Below are 17262 nucleotides of genomic sequence, written 5' to 3'. Positions count from 1 at the left end.
GAGCCGCAGCCGGCACCCGGTGTGCCGGGGCAGCCGGGCGTTCCGGGGCACCAGCCGCCCTTCCAGCCGCAGGCTCCTCAGCCGGCGCCCGCCGCGTGGGCCGCGCAGGCCGGCTCACCGGTGACGCCGGCTCAGGCTCCCGCCCAGCCCGGTTACGGCTTCCCGCCGCAGGGGGCCACTCCCCCGGCCGCGCCTCCGGCCACTCCCCCGGCCGCGCCCCAGGTTCCGGGACCGCAGCCGGGCGGAGCTCCCGCCGCCGGTTACGGCTTCCCCCAGCCCCAGGCCCAGCCCGGCGCCGTCGCTCCGCAGCCCGGCGCTCCCGCCCCGCAGAGCGGTTACGGCTTCCCCCAACCGCCCGCTCCTCAGGGGCAGCCGGCCCCCGGTGTGCCGCACCAGGTCCAGCCGCAGGCGCACCCGCAGGCGCACCCCGGTCAGATGCCGCAGCACCAGCAGCCGCCCCACCAGGCCCAGGCCCAGCCCTACCCCCAGCAGCCGGGCGACCCCCAGCAGCCGGCCGACCCCCGGCTCGGTACCGCCTGGCCGCAGCCCATACAGCACGACCAGCGGCAGCCCACCAACCCGGGTGCGGCGCCGCTCGGTTACACGGCGGCCGTGGAGCTGTCGTCGGACCGGCTGCTCAACAACAAGAAGCAGAAGGCGAAGAGCAGCCGCCCGGCGACCGGCGGTTCGCGGTTCAAGCTGGGCGGGAAGAAGGAGGAGGCCGAGCGGCAGCGCAAGCTCGAGCTGATCCGCACGCCGGTGCTGTCCTGCTACCGCATCGCCGTCATCAGCCTCAAGGGCGGTGTCGGCAAGACGACCACGACCACCGCGCTGGGTTCGACGCTCGCCACCGAGCGGCAGGACAAGATCCTCGCGATCGACGCGAACCCGGACGCCGGTACGCTCGGCCGCCGGGTGCGCCGCGAGACCGGGGCCACCATCCGCGACCTCGTCCAGGCGATCCCGTACCTCAACTCGTACATGGACATCCGGCGGTTCACGTCCCAGGCGCCGTCCGGACTCGAGATCATCGCCAACGACGTCGACCCGGCCGTGTCCACGACCTTCAACGACGAGGACTACCGGCGCGCGATCGACGTCCTGGGCCGGCAGTACCCGGTCATCCTGACCGACTCGGGCACCGGTCTGCTGTACAGCGCGATGCGCGGGGTGCTCGACCTCGCCGACCAGTTGATCATCATCTCGACGCCGTCCGTGGACGGTGCGAGCAGCGCCAGCACGACGCTGGACTGGCTGTCCGCGCACGGGTACGCCGACCTCGTGTCCCGGTCCATCACCGTGATCTCGGGGGTGCGCGAGACCGGAAAGATGATCAAGGTGGAGGACATCGTCGGCCACTTCCAGACGCGGTGCCGGGGCGTCGTGGTGGTGCCGTTCGACGAGCACCTGGCGGCCGGCGCCGAGGTCGACCTCGACATGATGCGGCCGAAGGTACGGGAGGCGTACTTCAACCTCGCGGCCATGGTCGCCGAGGACTTCGTCCGCCACCAGCAGTCCCACGGCCTGTGGACGTCCGACGGCAACCCGCCGCCGGTCGCCGCGCCGCCCATGCCGGGCCACGAGTTCCCCGGCCAGCCGATGCCCGGTCAGCCCGTCCCGGGCCAGGGCGTGCCCGGCCAGCAGCCGTACCCGGGCCAGCCGTATCCGGACCAGCCGGGCCAGCCGTACCCGGGTCAGCCGTACCCGGGGCCGCCCCAGCCGTACGGGCAGCCCGCCCAGCAGCCGGGGCAGCCCTACCCCCAGCAGCCCGGACAGCCGTACCCGCAGCAGCCCCAGCAGCCGCAGCCCCCGCAGGGCCAGACCCCGCCCCCGCCCCCACCGCAGCAGTAGCCCGACGGTCCCCCCAGGCCCGCGCCGTCACCCGACGGCGCGGGCCTTCGCGCGTTCGCGGTCAGAACCGGCGGAAACGCGCCGCCACCCTCTCACCAGCAAGGCGTCAGTGGTCTCCACCAATGTGGCCCAATCAGCGGTGAACTCGCCGTTTCCGCAGGCCACATGGGGTTTGTCACACCGTTGACGCGCGCAGACTGCCGCTGATAGACACACTCTTCATTCCGTCGGCGCCAACCGATCAAGCTCCACGCAAGGCTGCTCAAACACCGTTCACATCCGTTCGCACCTGTTCAAGCCCGCCCCGTGTGGCACACCGGGCGGGCGTCCCGCGCGAGTGATGACGCGAGGTCTCCGAACCATGAACACACAAGATCAGCACGGCAGAGGACGCACCGGCCCCCGCCCGAGGAGGGCGCGGCTGCTGGCCGCCGCGGGCGCCACCGCCCTCGTCCTCGCGTCCGGTGCCGTCGCCCCGTCCGCCTCGGCCGGACCGCAGAGCGGCCCGGCGCGGGCCGGGGAGGGCGAACAGGGCGGCAAGGTCCTCACCGTCGCGGTCGCGCAGAGCGTCGACTCGCTCAGCCCGTTCCTCGCGGTCCGGCTGGTCAGCACGAGCATCCACCGGCTGACGTACGAGTACCTGACCGCCTACGACCCCAAGGACAACCACGTCATACCGGGTCTGGCCACCGCGTGGAAGTCCTCGCCCGACAAACTGACCTGGACGTACACGATCCGCTCCGACTCCACGTGGTCGGACGGGCAGCAGGTCACCGCCGAGGACGCGGCGTGGACGTTCAACAAGATGATGACCGACGACGGCGCCGCCACCGCCAACGGCAGCTTCGTCACCAACTTCGAGAAGGTCACCGCGCCCAGCCCCACCCAGCTGGTGATCAAACTGAAGACGCCGCAGGCCACGATGACCGCGCTCGACGTGCCGATCGTGCCCAAGCACGTGTGGGAGAAGGTCGACGACTTCTCCGAGTTCAACAACGACAAGGACTTCCCCGTCGTGGGCGACGGACCGTTCGTCCTCACCGACTACAAGCCGGACAGCTACGTGCGGCTGAAGGCCAACAAGGACTACTGGCGGGGCGCGCCGAAGTTCGACGAGCTGGTCTTCCGGTACTACAAGGACCAGGACGCCGCGGTCGCCGCCCTGCGCAAGGGCGAGGTGTCCTTCGTCGCCGGGTCCCCGTCGCTGACCCCCGCCCAGGCGGCCTCGCTCGAGGGCGACAAGAACATCCACGTCAACGACGCGCCCGGCCGCCGCTTCTACGCCCTCGCCACCAACCCGGGCGCGCAGTCCAAGGACGGTACGAAGTTCGGTGACGGCGACCCGTCGCTGCTCGACCAGCGGGTGCGGAACGCGCTGTTCATGGCGGTGGACCGCAAGACGATCGTCGACAAGGTCTTCCAGGGCCACGCGGTCCGGGGCGAGGGGTACATACCGCCGCGCTTCTCCTCGTACTTCTGGAAGCCGTCGGCAGACCAGGAACTCGCCTACGACCCGGCCGCCGCGGGCAGGCTGCTCGACGAGGCCGGCTACAGGAAGAACGCCGACGGCAAGCGCGTCGGCAAGGACGGCAAGCCGCTGAACTACCGCGTCCTGTGCCACGCCACCGACCCCAACGACAAGGCGGTCGGCAAGTACCTCCAGGAGTGGTGGGGCGAGCTCGGCATCGGGACCACCCTCAACTGCCTCGACAACGTGACCGACCCCTGGCTCGCGGGCGAGTACGACCTCGCCTTCGACGGCTGGTCCGTCAACCCGGACCCCGACTTCGTGCTCTCCATCCACACCTGTGCCGCCCGTCCGCAGACGCCCAAGGACACCGGCGCCACGGACAACTTCATCTGCGACAAGACGTACGACGACCTCTACGCCAAGCAGCTCGCCGAGTACGACCCGGCCAAGCGGGCGGAGATCGTCAAGCAGATGCAGTCCCGGCTCTACGACCTGGGCTACATGAACGTCATGGCCTATCCGAACGCCGTCGAGGCCTACCGCACGGACCAGATCGCGTCGATCACCACGATGCCGTCGGACGCGGGCAACATCTACGGCCAGGACGGCTACTGGAGCTGGTGGTCCGCCGTCCCCGCGGACTCCGGTGGCTCCTCGGACGGTTCCTCGTCGACCGGCGTGGTGATCGGGGTCGCCGCGGGCGTCGTCGTCCTCGTCGGACTCGGCGTGCTGGTCGCGGTGCGCCGCCGGTCCACGGCGGAAGAACGTGAGTAGGCGGGCCCGCCCATGACCGCGGAAGCGACATCCTCCCCGCTCGGGGCAGCGGCCCCGGCCGGTCCGGTGAAGTCCGGGCCGGCCGGGGCGGGGCGCGCGTCACGGGCCGGCGCCAGGGCCGCGTACCTGCGGTACGTGGCCGGGAAGCTGGCCGGTGCGGTCGTCTCGCTGTTCGCCGTCCTCGTCACCAGCTTCTTCCTCTTCCGGCTGATCCCGGGCGACCCGGTGAAGTTCATGACCGGCGGCCGCCCGGTCTCGGCGGAGCAGATCGCCTCCTACCGGCGGGAGTTCGGCCTCGACCTGCCGATGTGGCAGCAGTTCACGCAGTACTGCGGCAAGGCGCTGACCGGTGACCTGGGGACCTCGTACCAGTTCCACGGACCCGTCGTCGACAAGATCACCGAGGCGCTGCCGAACACGCTGCTGCTCACCGGCACGGCCTTCGTGCTCTACACGGCCCTGGGCATCTTCCTCGGCACCCGTTCCGCGTGGCGGCACGGCAGGCTCGGCGACCGCCTCAACACGGGGCTGGCGCTGACGCTGTACTCCATCCCGTCCTTCTGGCTGGGGCTGCTGCTCATCATCGTGCTGTCGGTCGGCGTGGGCCCGATCCCCGGCATGTTCCCGACCGGGGGCATGGAGTCCGGCGGCGAGCAGGGCTTCGCGTACGTCGTGGACGTCGCCCACCACCTCGTCCTGCCGGTGGTGACGCTGGTCGCGGTGGAGTACGGGCAGACGCTGCTGGTGACCCGGTCGGCGCTGCTGGACGAGATGGGCGGCGACTACCTGACCACGGCGCGCGCCAAGGGCCTGCGGGACGACCTCGTGCGGCGCCGGCACGCGGTGCCGAACGCGCTGCTGCCGACCGTGACCCTGATCTTCGTCAACCTCGGGCGGACCGTCGCCGGTGTCATCCTCGTCGAGACGGTCTTCTCCTGGCCGGGCCTCGGCGGGCTGTTCTACCAGGCGCTGAGCGTGCCCGACCTGCCGTTGGTGCAGGGGCTGTTCTTCGTCTTCGCCTCGGCGGTGATCCTGATGAACACCCTGGCCGACCTCCTGTATCCGCTGCTCGACCCGAGGGTGGGCCGATGACCGCCGAGACCGCTCCGCCGCTCGGTCCGCGCATGCTGGCGTGGCAGCGCCGCCGGGCCTCCGCCGCACGCTTCTGGAAGGAGTACCGGCGGCACCGCGCGGGCCTGTTCGGACTCGCCGCGCTGGTGCTGTTCGGGCTGCTCGCGCTGACCGCGCCGCTGACCGTCGGCTCGGACGTGCAGAGCGTGACCGACGCTCCCGGACAGCCGTTGGAGGGCCCCAGCGGCCGGTTCCCGCTGGGCACCGACCAGTTCGGGCGCAGCCTGCTGGGGCTGCTGATCTGGGGGTCGCGCGTCTCGCTGCTGGTCGGGTTGCTGGCGGCGGTGCTGTCGGTGGCCATCGGGGCGCTGATCGGCATCACCGCCGGGCACTTCCGCGGCTGGTACGCCACGGTGGCCATGCGCGTCACGGACTGGTTCCTGGTGATGCCGACGCTGGTGCTCGCCATCGTGCTGGCGACCGTGATGTCCCGTTCGCTGGGCACGATCGTCCTGGCGATCGGCGTCACCACCTGGCCGACGACCGCGCGGCTGGTGCGCGCCCAGACGCTGGCGGTGGAGTCACGGCCGTACATCGAACGCGCGAAGGCGCTCGGCGGCGGGCACGGGCACATCATGTCCCGGCACGTGCTGCCGAACGTGATGCCGCTGGTCCTCGCCCAGACCACGCTGATCATCTCCTCCGCGATCCTCGCCGAGGCCACCCTGGCGTTCCTGGGGCTCGGGGACCCCTCGGTCGTGTCGTGGGGCGGGCTGCTGCAGGACGCGCGTGAGGCGGGGGCGGTCAGCTCCGGCGACTGGTGGTACCTGGTGCCGCCGGGCATCGCGATCGCGGTCGTCGCGCTGGCGTTCACGCTGTGCGGGCGTGCGGTCGAGTCCGTCCTCAACCCCAGGCTGGGGGTGTCCCGTTGAGTCTGCTCGACGTGCGGAACCTGGAAGTGACCTACCCGGGCGGCGCGGCCGCCGTGCGCGGGGTCGACCTGAGCCTCGCCGCGGGCGAGAAGCTCGGCATCGCGGGCGAGTCCGGCTGCGGCAAGTCCACGCTGGCGCTGGCGCTGCTGCGGCTGCTGCCCGCCGGGGCGCGGGTCGGCGGCGAGATCCTCCTCGACGGGGAGGACGTGCTGACGATGAAGTGGGGCCGGGTGCGGGCGGTGCGCTGGGCCGGGGCGTCGATCGTCTTCCAGGGCGCGATGCACTCCCTCAACGCCGTGCACCGCGTCGGCGACCAGATCGCCGAACCGATCCTGCTGCACCGCAGGGCGACCCCGGCACAGGCCCGGAAGAGGGCCGGTGAGCTGCTGGAGCAGGTGGGCCTGCCGGCGGCGCGGGCGTCCGCCTACCCGCACGAGCTGTCCGGCGGGCAGCGGCAGCGCGTGATGATCGCGATGGCGCTGGCCTGCGATCCCCGTCTGATCGTCGCCGACGAACCCACCACCGCGCTCGACGTGATGGTCCAGGCGCAGATCCTGCGGCTGATCGAGGAACTGGTGAGCGAGCAGGACGTGGGCCTGGTGATGATCAGTCACGACCTGGCCGTCCTCGCCGACACCTGCGACCGGCTCGCGGTGATGTACGCGGGCCGGGTGGTCGAGGAGGGCCCGGCGCGGCTGGTCCACGACGACGCCCGCCACCCCTACGCCGGGGCCCTGTCGGAGGCGTTCCCGAGGATCGGCGATGCGCGGTCGCGGTTCGCGCCGCGCGGGCTGCCCGGCGACCCGCCCGATCCCGCGGCGGTGCCGTCCGGCTGCGCCTTCCACCCGCGCTGCCCCGTCGCGCTGGACGTCTGCGCCACCGACGACCAGGCGTTGCGCGCGGCGGGCGCGGACCGGTGGGCGGCGTGCGTGCACGTGGCCGCGGGGACGTCCGCGGCCGCGCAGGAGGCAGAAGTGAGGAGCAGTACCGCATGACGACCACGCCACCGCTGCTGAGCGTCGAGGGCCTGCACGTCACCTTCCCCGGCCGGCACGGAGCACCGCCCGCCCGGGCCGTGGACGGGGTCGACCTCGACATCCGGCCGGGCGAGATCGTGGCGCTGGTCGGCGAGTCCGGCTGCGGCAAGACGACCCTGGCCCGCTCCCTGCTCGGCCTGGTCCGGCCGTCCTCGGGCCGCGTCACCTTCGACGGGGCCCCGCTCGACCACTCCTCGCGCGCGCTGAAGGCGTACCGCAAGCGCGCCCAGCTGGTCCTCCAGGACCCGAGCGGCTCCCTCAACCCGCGGCACACGGTCTACGACGCCGTCGCCGAGGGGCTGCGCATCCACGGGTACGGCGGTGACGAGCGGGCGGCGGTCGCCGGTGCGCTGGCCCGGGCCGGGCTGCGGCCGCCGGAGCGGTTCTTCCTGCGCTACCCGCACGAGCTGTCGGGCGGCCAGCGCCAGCGGGTCGTCATCGCGGGTGCGCTGGTCCTGGAGCCCGAACTGCTCGTCGCCGACGAGCCGGTGGCCTCCCTCGACGCCTCGGTGCGCGGCGAGATCCTGGCGCTGCTGCTGCGGCTGCGCACCGAGCTCGGGCTGTCCGCGCTGGTGGTGACCCACGACCTCGGTCTGGCCTGGAACATCGCCGACCGGGTCGCGGTGATGTACCTCGGCCGGATCGTGGAGACGGGCGCGGTCGAGCAGGTGCTGACGGCGCCGCGGCACCCGTACACCCAGGCCCTGCTGTCCGTCCTGCCCGAGGCGCCCGGGGCCCCGGTCGTCCTCACCGGCGAGCCCCCGGACCCGTCGCGCGTCCCGGGCGGCTGCCGCTTCCACGCGCGCTGCCAGGTCCTGGCGAGCGGCGAGGCGGCCCGCGCGGGCGTCGCGGACGCGTGCCGGACCCGGGACCTGGAGGTCCTCGACGGCGGCGGCGAGGCGCAGGTGGCCTGCCACTGGGCCCGGGCCCGGACGCGGGCGGGGGCGGAGAACGGGACGGCCTGAGCACGGCCCACCGGGGTGCCGTCGGCCGCTCAGGGCGCGACCGGCCGCCGGGGTCCGGCACGGTGCCGGGAGTGCCGTCGACCGCCGGGGCCCGGCGCGGTGCCGGGCGGCGCAGACGTCAGCCCCGCGTGGCGCCGGTGGTGCCGGCCGACGTCGGGCGCGGGCTCAGGCCCGCTGGTCGGCCGCCGCGATGATCTCGCGGCACTCCTTGACGTCCTCGGCCATCCGCTCCAGGAGCGCGTCCAGCGTCTCGAACTTCGCCTGGCCCCGGACGAAGGCCAGGAAGTCCACGGCGACGTGCAACCCGTACAGGTCGAGGCCGACGCGGTCGATGGCGTACGCCTCCACCGTGCGCTCGGTGCCCTCGAACTGCGGGTTGGTGCCGACGGAGATCGCGGCCGGCATCGCCTCGCCCTGGGCGTGCAGCCACCCGGCGTAGACGCCGTCGGCGGGGATCGCGGTGTGCGGCAGGGTCTCGACGTTGGCCGTGGGGAAGCCCAGCTCCCGGCCGCGCTGGGCGCCGCGGACGACCACGCCCTCCACACGGTGCGGGCGGCCCAGGATCTCGGCGGCGCCCCGGACGTCGCCCTCGGCGACCAGACGGCGAGTCAGGGTGGAGGAGAACGGCTCGCCGCCGCCCGCCTCGCCGGACACGTACAGGTCGACGACCTCGACCTCGAAGTCGTAGATCCGGCCCTGCTCGGCGAGGAAGTCCACGTTCCCGGTGGCCTTGTGGCCGAAGCGGAAGTTCGGGCCCTCGACGACCGCCCGGGCGTGCAGCTTGTCGACCAGGACCTTGACCACGAAGTCGGCCGCGGACAGCTTCGAGAACTCCGTCGTGAACGGGAGGACCAGCACCGCGTCCACGCCCAGCTCGGCGCAGAGTTCCGCGCGGCGGTGGTGCGGGGCGAGCAGCGGCGGGTGGCTGCCGGGCCGGACGACCTCGCTGGGGTGCGGGTCGAAGGTGACGACGACGGCGGGGACGCCCAGCTCGCGGGCACGGTCCACGGCACGCCGGATGATCAGCTGGTGTCCGCGGTGGACTCCGTCGTAGGAGCCGATGGTGACGACGCTGCGCCCCCAGTCCTCGGGGATGTCCTCCAAGCCACGCCAGCGCTGCACTGTGTCTGCTCCTTGTCGCACACTCGTCGGAGTCGAAGCCTGTGATGCAGGTCCAAGAGTGCCATGCCGGGCGTCGCCCGCCCGCATCGGCATGGGTGCTGTGACCGGCCGCACGCCGCACCCGGCCGCGGTCAGGCGGGGACGCGGGTGCCCGCCAGGCTCTCGATCGTGCGGCGTGCGCTCGGGCCGACCAGTGCCGCCCACTCGTCGGGGGCGTCCGCCAGCCAGCCGGTCACCCGGCCGGCGAACCCCGGGAGGCGGCGGGCCAGATCGACCAGGGCGCGGTCGAGACGGGTGGTGCCGTCCGGGGTGCGGACCAGGAGCAGGGCGGTGCGGTGGACGAGGGTCCGACGGCCGTCACCGCCCTGGGAGGCGGCGGCGCGCAGCAGCGCGTCCAGCACGGCGGGATCGTCCTCGTGGGCCAGGAGGTGGTCCCGCAGCTCCCGGCGGAGGGAACCGGAGGCGGGGGCGCCGTCACCGGCGAGGACGCCGGCCATCGCGGCCCGCACCGCCACCGGTCCGCCGTCCAGCAGTCCGGTGATCAGCGGGAGGAGGACGCCGCGGGCGGCCGGGCCCTGGTCGAGGCGCCGGTCGGTGTACGCGGCCACGTGTCCGGCGGTCTCCGGCCGCTGCGCCACGGCCTGGCCGATCAGTGCGGCGACCCGGCGGGCCAGCCGGGGCGTGGTGGCGTCGACGAGTCTGCGCAGCGCCTCCCCGGCGTCCGGGCCGCACAGCCGGGCCCGGAAGGCGTCGAGGACCGGATCGGGGTGGGTCGGCAGGGCGGCGGCCACCGCGCTCGGCGGCAGGTACGGGTCGCCCGCCGCGAAGCGTTCCAGCGCCCGCGCCAGGTGCCGGTCGCGGCTGCCCGGGTCCTGGACGAGCAGGGCGAGGGCGCCCCCGTGCAGGAGGCCGTCGGCGGGGCGGGTGAGCAGGACGAGGGCGGCGTGGCGCAGCAGGGTGCGGTCGGCGGCGGTGCGGGCGTGGGGCGCGACGCGCAGCCCGTGGGTCACGGCCGCCGTGTGCCGGGCCGGCCGCTCGTCGCGCGCCCACCGGTCGACGGCCCGGCAGACGGCGGACGGCTCCTCCTCGGCCAGGACGGCGAGCAGTTCGTCGGCCCGCCGGTGCGTGCTGTCGGCGAGCACGTCGGTGAGGCCGTCCAGGCCGCGGTGGCGGTGGGTGTGCAGCAGCGCCTGGGCGGCGGTCGCCACGGTGGCGTGCGGGGTGGCGGGCAGCGGCCGTTCGTCGTCGAACCAGCGGACGAGGAGCGGCTGTACGGCCGCGGGGTCGGCGGCGAGCAGGTGGGCGACGGTGTCGAGGTGGCGGGGTCCCGGCTCGTGCGGGGCGCCGTCGGCGAGGAGCAGACGGCGCAGCAGGTCGAGGCGCGTGGCCTGCGGCAGCCGCAGGGCCGTCCAGAAGGCGGGCCCGAACTCCGCGGGGGCGGGCCGCCCCTCGCCCCGTCGCTCCGTGATGCCGTCGGCGAGCAGGCGCAGCACCTCCGTGTACGGCGTCGCGTCGGGCACGCGCGTCAGCGTCCCGGCGAGGAGCCGGCCGGCCCACCAGGGGTGCGGGTCGGCGTCCAGGGCGTGCACCAGCTCCTCCAGGGTCAGGGCGAGCTGGGGGACGCCGTACTGGCGGCCGAGGTGCAGCAGCGCCTCGACGACGGGGCCGATGCGGTGGTGCGGGACGGGGAGGGCGCGGGTGTCCTGCGGGGCGTGGCGGTCGTGGACGAGGACGCGCAGGGCCTCGTGCAGGTCGAGGTGGACGCCCTGGAGCCAGTCGGCGAGCTCCTCGTGGGCGAACCGGTAGCCGTTGCCGGCGGGTACGAGGAGGCCTTCGGCGAGTACGGCGTGCGCCCAGCCGGTGCCGCCGCCGAGCCGGGCCGGCGCCGGGCCCCGGGGAACACCGCGTCGAAGGACTCCTGGTCCAGCTCTCCCCGGCCGGGGCCGAGGCTGCGCCGGGCGGCCTCGTGGACCTGCCCGCAGACCCGTGCCGCGAGCCGGCGCACGGCGGTGCCGCGCAGACCGTTCTCCGCGGCCAGCCGGGTGGCGACGCGCAGGCACATCAGGTCCAGGTGGGCCGCGAAGACCGCGTCCCGGTCGATGCGGGCGGCCGGCGGGGCGCCGGGGAGAGCCGCCTGGACCTCGGAGAGCAGGCGGAGGGTGAGGGGGTGGCGCCCGTCGTCGTCCGACAGGGTGCCCTCGGCGACCCCGTAGCGCGCCCGTGCCTCCCGCGCCTCGTCGTCCTCCAGGTCACCGAGGCACACACAGGGCGGCAGCGCCCCGCATCCGGCGCCGGCCCCCCCTCCGGTGGCCGCCGGTGCCGTCCCCCGCCCCCCGGGTCCCCCGGCGACCGCCTCCGCCCCGAACCCCACCGAAGCACCGCCGGACTCCCCGGCACCGGCACCGGCCTCCCCTCCGGTGGCCGCCGGGGCCGTCCCCCGCTCCCCGGCGACCGGCTCCGCCGCCCAGGACGGCACCGGCCCGCGCAGCCGCTTCCCCGTCCCCCACGTGGCCGCCGGCCGCCCGGCCGCCGCGCCGTGCAGCACCTCCCGTGGGAACTCCGCCCCCGCCCGCTCCCAGTACTCCGCCCGGCAGGCCACGATCAGCCGTGCCCCCGTCTCCCGCAGCCAGGCCGTCGTGCCCTCGGTCCACTCGGCGAGGCGGTGGGCCAGGACCGGCGGCATCTCCTCGGGACCGTCGAGGAGGATCAGCAGGGGGCGGCCGGCGGAGCCGGCGAGGCGGGCGAGGCGCTCCGGGGTGATGTCGCCGAGCCCGGCCGAGCGGGTCCCGCCCGAGGCGGCCACGAGGCGTGCGGCGCGGGCCAGCGCCCTGCGTGCCGCGTCCGCCACCAACGTGTCGTCGTCGCGCAGGTCGGCGCCGCGCAGCCACAGCGTGGGGGCGCGGCCCGGGCCCCGGGAACGGCGGGCGGCGAGGGCCTCCAGCTCGGTCGTGCGGCCGGTTCCGGGCGCGCCGACGAACCCGAGGACGTGGGCCGGCCCGTCCGTGCCGTCGGTGAACGCGGCGAACTCGCGGGCGGGCGCGGCCCGCCCGACCGGCTCCGCGAGGCCCGACGGGCCCACCGGCGGAACCGGCCCCGGGCCGTCCCGCCGCACCGCCGCCGTGAGTTCCAGGACCCCCGCCGGATTGAGGTCCGCGCCGTACGCCGGGACCGTCTCCGCGTTCTCGGCGAGCAGGTCGGCGAGGGGGCCGGAGGCGGCGCGCAGCGGCACGGCGAAGCCGACGTCGCGGTGCCCGGAGGTCAGGGCGGTGCCGAGGACACCGAGGACGGCGCCGGTCGCGGCGTCGAGCACGGGGCCGCCGGCCGCGCCGCCGCCGAGCCGCAGCGCGTCCTGCCCGGACGTGCCGACCGCCAGCTCCAGGGCGTCGCCGACCCGGTGGAAGCGGTCGGTGGCCGTGTAGGTGACGTCGGTGGTGCCGAGGACCCGGGCCTCGCGCCAGCAGCCCGCGGCGATCCGGACGTAGGTCCCCGCCGCGACCCGGTCCCGCACGGTGACGGGCAGCGGGTCGGTGCCGAGGCCCTCGGCGCGTACGAGGGCCAGGCCGAGGCCGGGCAGCGGGGTCACGTCCGCGGCGGCCACGACCAGGCGGCGGTCCCCGGCGGTGCGCAGGACGAGCCGGGTCAGGCCGTCGATCGCTTCGTGGCTGGTGATCACCGTGCCGTGGTGGTCGGCGGCGAATCCCGTGCCCCGGAGGCGGCCGGCCAGGTCGTGGATGCGGACGAGGGCGCCGTCCGCGTCGCCGGGGGACGGCGGGGCGCCGTCGTGCGGGTCCGGAAGGCCGTTCCGCGACAGTCGCCGTGCGCTGTCGTCCGCCTCCCGGGACCGGTTCCGCGACGCCATCGCCGCACCTCCCCGCCGTGCCGCCGTACCTCCGTGCTCTGCTCGACGGTAGGCACGTGAAGATCGGCGGGACAGATCCCCTCGCGAACGCGCCCCCTTCCGCTCCCCCGGTTCACTCCGAGCGCCTGCCCGGACGGGTGAACAGGAGGGAAAGGCTGGATACACCCTAGGGGTGGGGGAACCGAGGGGGGACCGTGGAGCGGCGGACGTGGCAGTCCCCGTGACCGCCGCTCCACGGGCGGGAGCCGACGGGTCGTGGCTCAGCCGAAGACGGCCAGGCTCTTCGCCTTGCCCCGGTGTTCCTCCACGAGCGCGAGGAAGCGGCCCTCGGGATCGAAGACGGCGACGGCACCGGCGCCCGCGTAGGCGTCGGGCATCTCCAGCCGCACCCCGTTGAGGAGCAGCCGGGCCCGCTTGGCGTCCACGTCCCAGCGCGGGAAGGCGGCGGTCGCCGCGTCGGCGACCGGCATGACCGTGAGGTCCTGCTGGAGCTGGTCCAGCGTCTTCGCGGTGTCCAGCTTGTACGGGCCGACACGGGTGCGGCGCAGCGCGGTGAGGTGGCCGCCCACCCCCAGGTCGGTGCCGAGGTCGCGGGCCAGGGCGCGGATGTAGGTGCCGGAGGAGCAGACCACCGAGACCACCAGGTCAAGCACCGGGGTGCCGTCCTCGGCGACGGCGTCCCGGACGTCGTACACCGTGAAGGAGGAGACGGTGACGGGACGGGCGGGGATCTCGAACTCCTCGCCCTCGCGCGCCCGTTTGTAGGAGCGCACGCCGTTGATCTTGATGGCGCTGACCTTGGACGGCACCTGCATGATGTCGCCGGTCAACTTGGCGACGGCGGCGTCGACGGCCTCCCGGGTGACCTTCGAGGCGTCCTGCGACCTCGTGATCTCGCCCTCGGCGTCGTCCGTCAGCGTCGTCTGCCCGAGCCTGATGGTGCCCAGGTACTCCTTCTCGGTGAGGGCGAGGTGCCCGAGGAGCTTGGTGGCCCGCTCCACGCCGAGGACCAGGACGCCCGTGGCCATCGGGTCGAGCGTGCCGGCGTGCCCGACGCGCCGCGTCCGGGCGATGCCCCGCATCTTGGCGACGACGTCGTGCGAAGTGAAGCCCGACGGCTTGTCGACGATGACGAGGCCGTCGGGCGTGGTGTGCTTGGCGGTCATTCGGCGGTGTCGTCCGTCTCGTCGTCCTCGGCGCCCGGCTTCTTGTACGGGTCCGCGTCACCGGCGTACGCGGCACCCGCGGACACCTCGCGCACCTTCGCGTCGGACTGGCGCGCCTTGTCGAGGAGGTCCTCGATGTTCCGGGCGGTGTCCGGGAGGGCGTCCATGACGAAGGTCAGGGTGGGCGTGAACTTCACGCCGGCCGCCTTGCCGACCTCGGAGCGCAGGATGCCCTTGGCGCTCTCCAGCCCGGCGGAGGCCGCCTTGCGCTCCTCGTCGTCCCCGTAGACCGTGTAGAAGACGGTCGCCTCCCGGAGGTCACCCGTGACCCGGGTGTCCGTGATGGTGACGTGCGAGCCGAGCCGCGGGTCCTTGATCCCGCGCTGCAGCTTCTGGGCCACCACCTCCCGGATGAGGTCCGCCAGCCTTTTCGCCCGCGCGTTGTCGGCCACTGGTCCGTCTCCCGTTCTTTCCTGTCTCTGTTCTTGGGCTGGGGAAGTCAGTCGTCCTCGCCGTGGAAGCGCCGTCTGACCGACAGCAGTTCCACCTCGGGACGGGCGGCGACCAGCCGTTCGCACCGGTCGAGTACGTCGGTCAGGTGCCCCGCGTCCGCGGAGACCATGGCGAGACCGATACCGGCTCGCCGGTGCAGGTCCATGTTCTCCACCTCGGCCGCGCTCACGGAGTACTTCCGTTGGAGCTCGGCGATGATCGGGCGGACGACGGAGCGCTTCTCCTTCAGCGACCGTACGTCGCCGAGGAGGAGGTCGAAGGACAGCGTCCCCACGTACATGTGTGTATCCGGATGACCCGCCGGCACGGGATCGATGGCCCCGCCACAGGTGTGGGCGGGGACATCACGAACGGTACCCCGATCCGGCCGGTGGCTCGACGGGGTTTCCCCGCCGGCCGCGCGACGCCGCAGGGTGCCGCAGACAGCGGCCGGCCGGCCGACGGGACGGGTCCCGTCGGCCGGCCGGAGCAGCCGGGTGTCACACCCGCGGCTTCTCGCGCATCTCGTAGGTCGCGATGACGTCGTCGACCTTGATGTCGTTGAAGTTTCCGAGGTTGATACCGCCCTCGAAGCCTTCGCGGATCTCGGTGACGTCGTCCTTGAAGCGACGCAGACCCTCGATGTTGAGGTTCTCCGCGATGACCTTGCCGTCGCGGATGAGGCGCGCCTTGGTGTTGCGCTTGACCTCGCCGGAGCGGATGAGGACACCCGCGATGTTGCCCAGCTTGGACGAGCGGAAGACCTCGCGGATCTCCGCCGTACCGAGCTCGACCTCTTCGTACTCCGGCTTGAGCATGCCCTTGAGGGCCGCCTCGATCTCCTCGATCGCCTGGTAGATGACCGAGTAGTACCGGACGTCCACGCCCTCGCGCTCGGCCATCTGCGCGGCACGCCCGGCGGCGCGCACGTTGAAGCCGATCACGATGGCGTCGGAGCCCATCGCCAGGTCGATGTCGGACTCCGTGACCGCACCGACGCCGCGGTGCAGGACGCGGATGTCGACCTCTTCGCCGACGTCCAGCTGGAGCAGCGAGGACTCGAGGGCCTCGACGGAACCGGAAGCGTCACCCTTGATGATCAGGTTCAGCTGCTGGACCTCACCGGCCTTGAGCACCTTGTCCAGGTCCTCCAGCGACACGCGGCGCGTGCGCTTGGCGAACGCGGCGTTCCGCTCGCGGGCGGCGCGCTTCTCCGCGATCTGGCGGGCCGTACGGTCCTCCTCGACCACGATGAAGTTGTCACCGGCGCCCGGGACGTTGGTCAGGCCCAGGACCTGGACCGGCGTCGACGGACCGGCCTCGGCGACGTTGTTGCCGTTGTCGTCGAGCATGGCGCGGACGCGGCCGTAGGCGTCGCCCACCACCATCGTGTCGCCGACCCGCAGCGTGCCTCGCTGGACGAGGACCGTCGCCACGGCACCGCGGCCGCGGTCGAGACGGGACTCGATCGAGATGCCCTGCGCGTCCTGGTTCGGGTTGGCCCGCAGGTCGAGCGAGGCGTCGGCCGTGAGGATCACGGCCTCCAGCAGCGAGTCGATGTGCAGACCCTGCTTGGCGGAGATGTCGACGAACATGGTGTCGCCGCCGTACTCCTCGGCCACCAGGCCGTACTCGGTCAGCTGACCGCGCACCTTGGTCGGGTCGGCACCCTCGACGTCGATCTTGTTGACCGCGACGACGATCGGCACGTCGGCCGCCTTCGCGTGGTTGAGCGCCTCGACCGTCTGCGGCATGACGCCGTCGTTGGCCGCGACGACCAGGATCGCGATGTCGGTCGAGCGGGCACCACGGGCACGCATGGCGGTGAACGCCTCGTGACCCGGGGTGTCGATGAAGGTGATCTTGCGCTCTTCGTCGTTGACCTCGGTCGCGACCTGGTAGGCACCGATGTGCTGGGTGATGCCGCCGGCCTCGCCCGCGATGACGTTCGTCTTGCGGATGGCGTCGAGCAGTCGGGTCTTGCCGTGGTCGACGTGACCCATGACGGTCACGACCGGCGGACGGACGACCAGGTCCTCCTCGGAGCCCTCGTCCTCGCCGAACTCCAGGTCGAAGGACTCGAGCAGCTCGCGGTCCTCCTCCTCCGGGCTGACGATCTGAACGTCGTAGTTCATCTCGCCGGCGAGGAGCTGGAGCGTCTCGTCGGAGACGGACTGGGTCGCGGTGACCATCTCGCCGAGGTTCATCATGACCGCGACGAGCGACGCCGGGTTGGCGTTGATCTTCTCCGCGAAGTCGGTGAGCGACGCACCGCGCGACAGGCGAATGGTCTCGCCGTTGCCGCGGGGCAGCATCACGCCGCCGACCGACGGGGCCTGCATGGCCTCGTACTCCTGGCGCCTCTGCCGCTTCGACTTGCGACCGCGACGCGCGGGACCGCCGGGACGGCCGAAGGCGCCCTGCGTGCCACCACGGCCACCGGGACCGCCGGGACGGCCGCCGAAGCCGGGACGGCCACCGCCGCCGCCGAAGCCGCCGCCACCGGGACGACCGGCGAAGCC

At 73.6% G+C, this 17262-nt stretch carries 11 protein-coding genes and 1 pseudogene; 6 read left to right on the top strand and 6 right to left on the bottom strand.

From position 1 onward, the window contains the following. The 6 genes from JHAT_RS32025 to JHAT_RS32000 all read left to right on the top strand — a co-directional run. Window positions 1-1851: MinD/ParA family protein (locus JHAT_RS32025; RefSeq protein ID WP_143660561.1), on the top strand; the 1851-nt coding region annotated here is incomplete at its 5' end. A 361-nt stretch (window positions 1852-2212) separates the two neighbouring features. Next, window positions 2213-4096, top strand: a complete 1884-nt coding sequence (locus JHAT_RS32020) for an ABC transporter substrate-binding protein (protein ID WP_077801792.1) — start codon at window positions 2213-2215, stop codon at window positions 4094-4096. Window positions 4097-4108: 12 nt separating this feature from the next. Then, complete coding sequence (locus JHAT_RS32015) at window positions 4109-5188, top strand: ABC transporter permease (protein ID WP_107482090.1); 1080 nt, start codon at window positions 4109-4111, stop codon at window positions 5186-5188. Beyond that, window positions 5185-6099, top strand: coding sequence for an ABC transporter permease (locus tag JHAT_RS32010; protein ID WP_077801791.1), 915 nt, complete (start codon window positions 5185-5187; stop codon window positions 6097-6099). The genes JHAT_RS32015 and JHAT_RS32010 overlap by 4 nt, the downstream gene beginning before the upstream one ends. After that, window positions 6096-7094, top strand: coding sequence for an ABC transporter ATP-binding protein (locus JHAT_RS32005; RefSeq protein WP_077801790.1), 999 nt, complete (start codon window positions 6096-6098; stop codon window positions 7092-7094). Before JHAT_RS32010 ends, JHAT_RS32005 begins: the two co-directional genes overlap by 4 nt. Continuing rightward, window positions 7091-8101, top strand: coding sequence for an ABC transporter ATP-binding protein (locus tag JHAT_RS32000; RefSeq protein WP_077801789.1), 1011 nt, complete (start codon window positions 7091-7093; stop codon window positions 8099-8101). Before JHAT_RS32005 ends, JHAT_RS32000 begins: the two co-directional genes overlap by 4 nt. 165 nt (window positions 8102-8266) lie before the next feature. Here JHAT_RS32000 and JHAT_RS31995 read toward each other — a convergent pair whose 3' ends face one another. The 6 genes and pseudogenes from JHAT_RS31995 to infB form a co-directional block, all read right to left on the bottom strand. Then, complete coding sequence (locus JHAT_RS31995; protein ID WP_077801788.1) at window positions 8267-9223, bottom strand: bifunctional riboflavin kinase/FAD synthetase; 957 nt, start codon at window positions 9221-9223, stop codon at window positions 8267-8269. Between the two features lie 131 nt (window positions 9224-9354). After that, window positions 9355-13082, bottom strand: a pseudogene (locus JHAT_RS31990) (trypsin-like peptidase domain-containing protein). 260 nt (window positions 13083-13342) lie between these two features. Then, the gene (gene truB / locus JHAT_RS31985) at window positions 13343-14248 is read right to left on the bottom strand and encodes a tRNA pseudouridine(55) synthase TruB (RefSeq protein ID WP_077801787.1); all 906 of its coding nucleotides are present in this window, start codon (window positions 14246-14248) and stop codon (window positions 13343-13345) included. Continuing rightward, complete coding sequence (gene rbfA, locus JHAT_RS31980) at window positions 14245-14700, bottom strand: 30S ribosome-binding factor RbfA (RefSeq protein ID WP_077801786.1); 456 nt, start codon at window positions 14698-14700, stop codon at window positions 14245-14247. The genes truB and rbfA overlap by 4 nt, the downstream gene beginning before the upstream one ends. 47 nt (window positions 14701-14747) lie before the next feature. Continuing rightward, window positions 14748-15041 (bottom strand): DUF503 domain-containing protein, encoded by a 294-nt coding sequence (locus JHAT_RS31975; RefSeq protein ID WP_077801785.1) that lies wholly within the window; start codon window positions 15039-15041, stop codon window positions 14748-14750. Window positions 15042-15240: 199 nt separating this feature from the next. Beyond that, window positions 15241-17262: translation initiation factor IF-2 (gene infB, locus JHAT_RS31970; protein WP_077801784.1), on the bottom strand; the 2022-nt coding region annotated here is incomplete at its 5' end.

This window comes from Streptomyces sp. JHA26 (assembly GCF_002005565.1).
In the GTDB taxonomy this organism is placed as follows: domain Bacteria; phylum Actinomycetota; class Actinomycetes; order Streptomycetales; family Streptomycetaceae; genus Streptomyces.
This window is presented reverse-complemented; position numbering and strand designations above follow the sequence as displayed.

Bases quoted from the DNA above. Each gene is read 5' to 3' on its own strand.
- JHAT_RS31975 (WP_077801785.1), bottom strand. From the start codon at position 15,041: ATGTACGTGGGGACGCTGTCCTTCGACCTCCTCCTCGGCGACGTACGG.
- truB (WP_077801787.1), bottom strand. From the start codon at position 14,248: ATGACCGCCAAGCACACCACGCCCGACGGCCTCGTCATCGTCGACAAG.
- JHAT_RS32020 (WP_077801792.1), top strand. From the start codon at position 2,213: ATGAACACACAAGATCAGCACGGCAGAGGACGCACCGGCCCCCGCCCG.
- JHAT_RS32000 (WP_077801789.1), top strand. From the start codon at position 7,091: ATGACGACCACGCCACCGCTGCTGAGCGTCGAGGGCCTGCACGTCACC.
- JHAT_RS32010 (WP_077801791.1), top strand. From the start codon at position 5,185: ATGACCGCCGAGACCGCTCCGCCGCTCGGTCCGCGCATGCTGGCGTGG.
- JHAT_RS32015 (WP_107482090.1), top strand. From the start codon at position 4,109: ATGACCGCGGAAGCGACATCCTCCCCGCTCGGGGCAGCGGCCCCGGCC.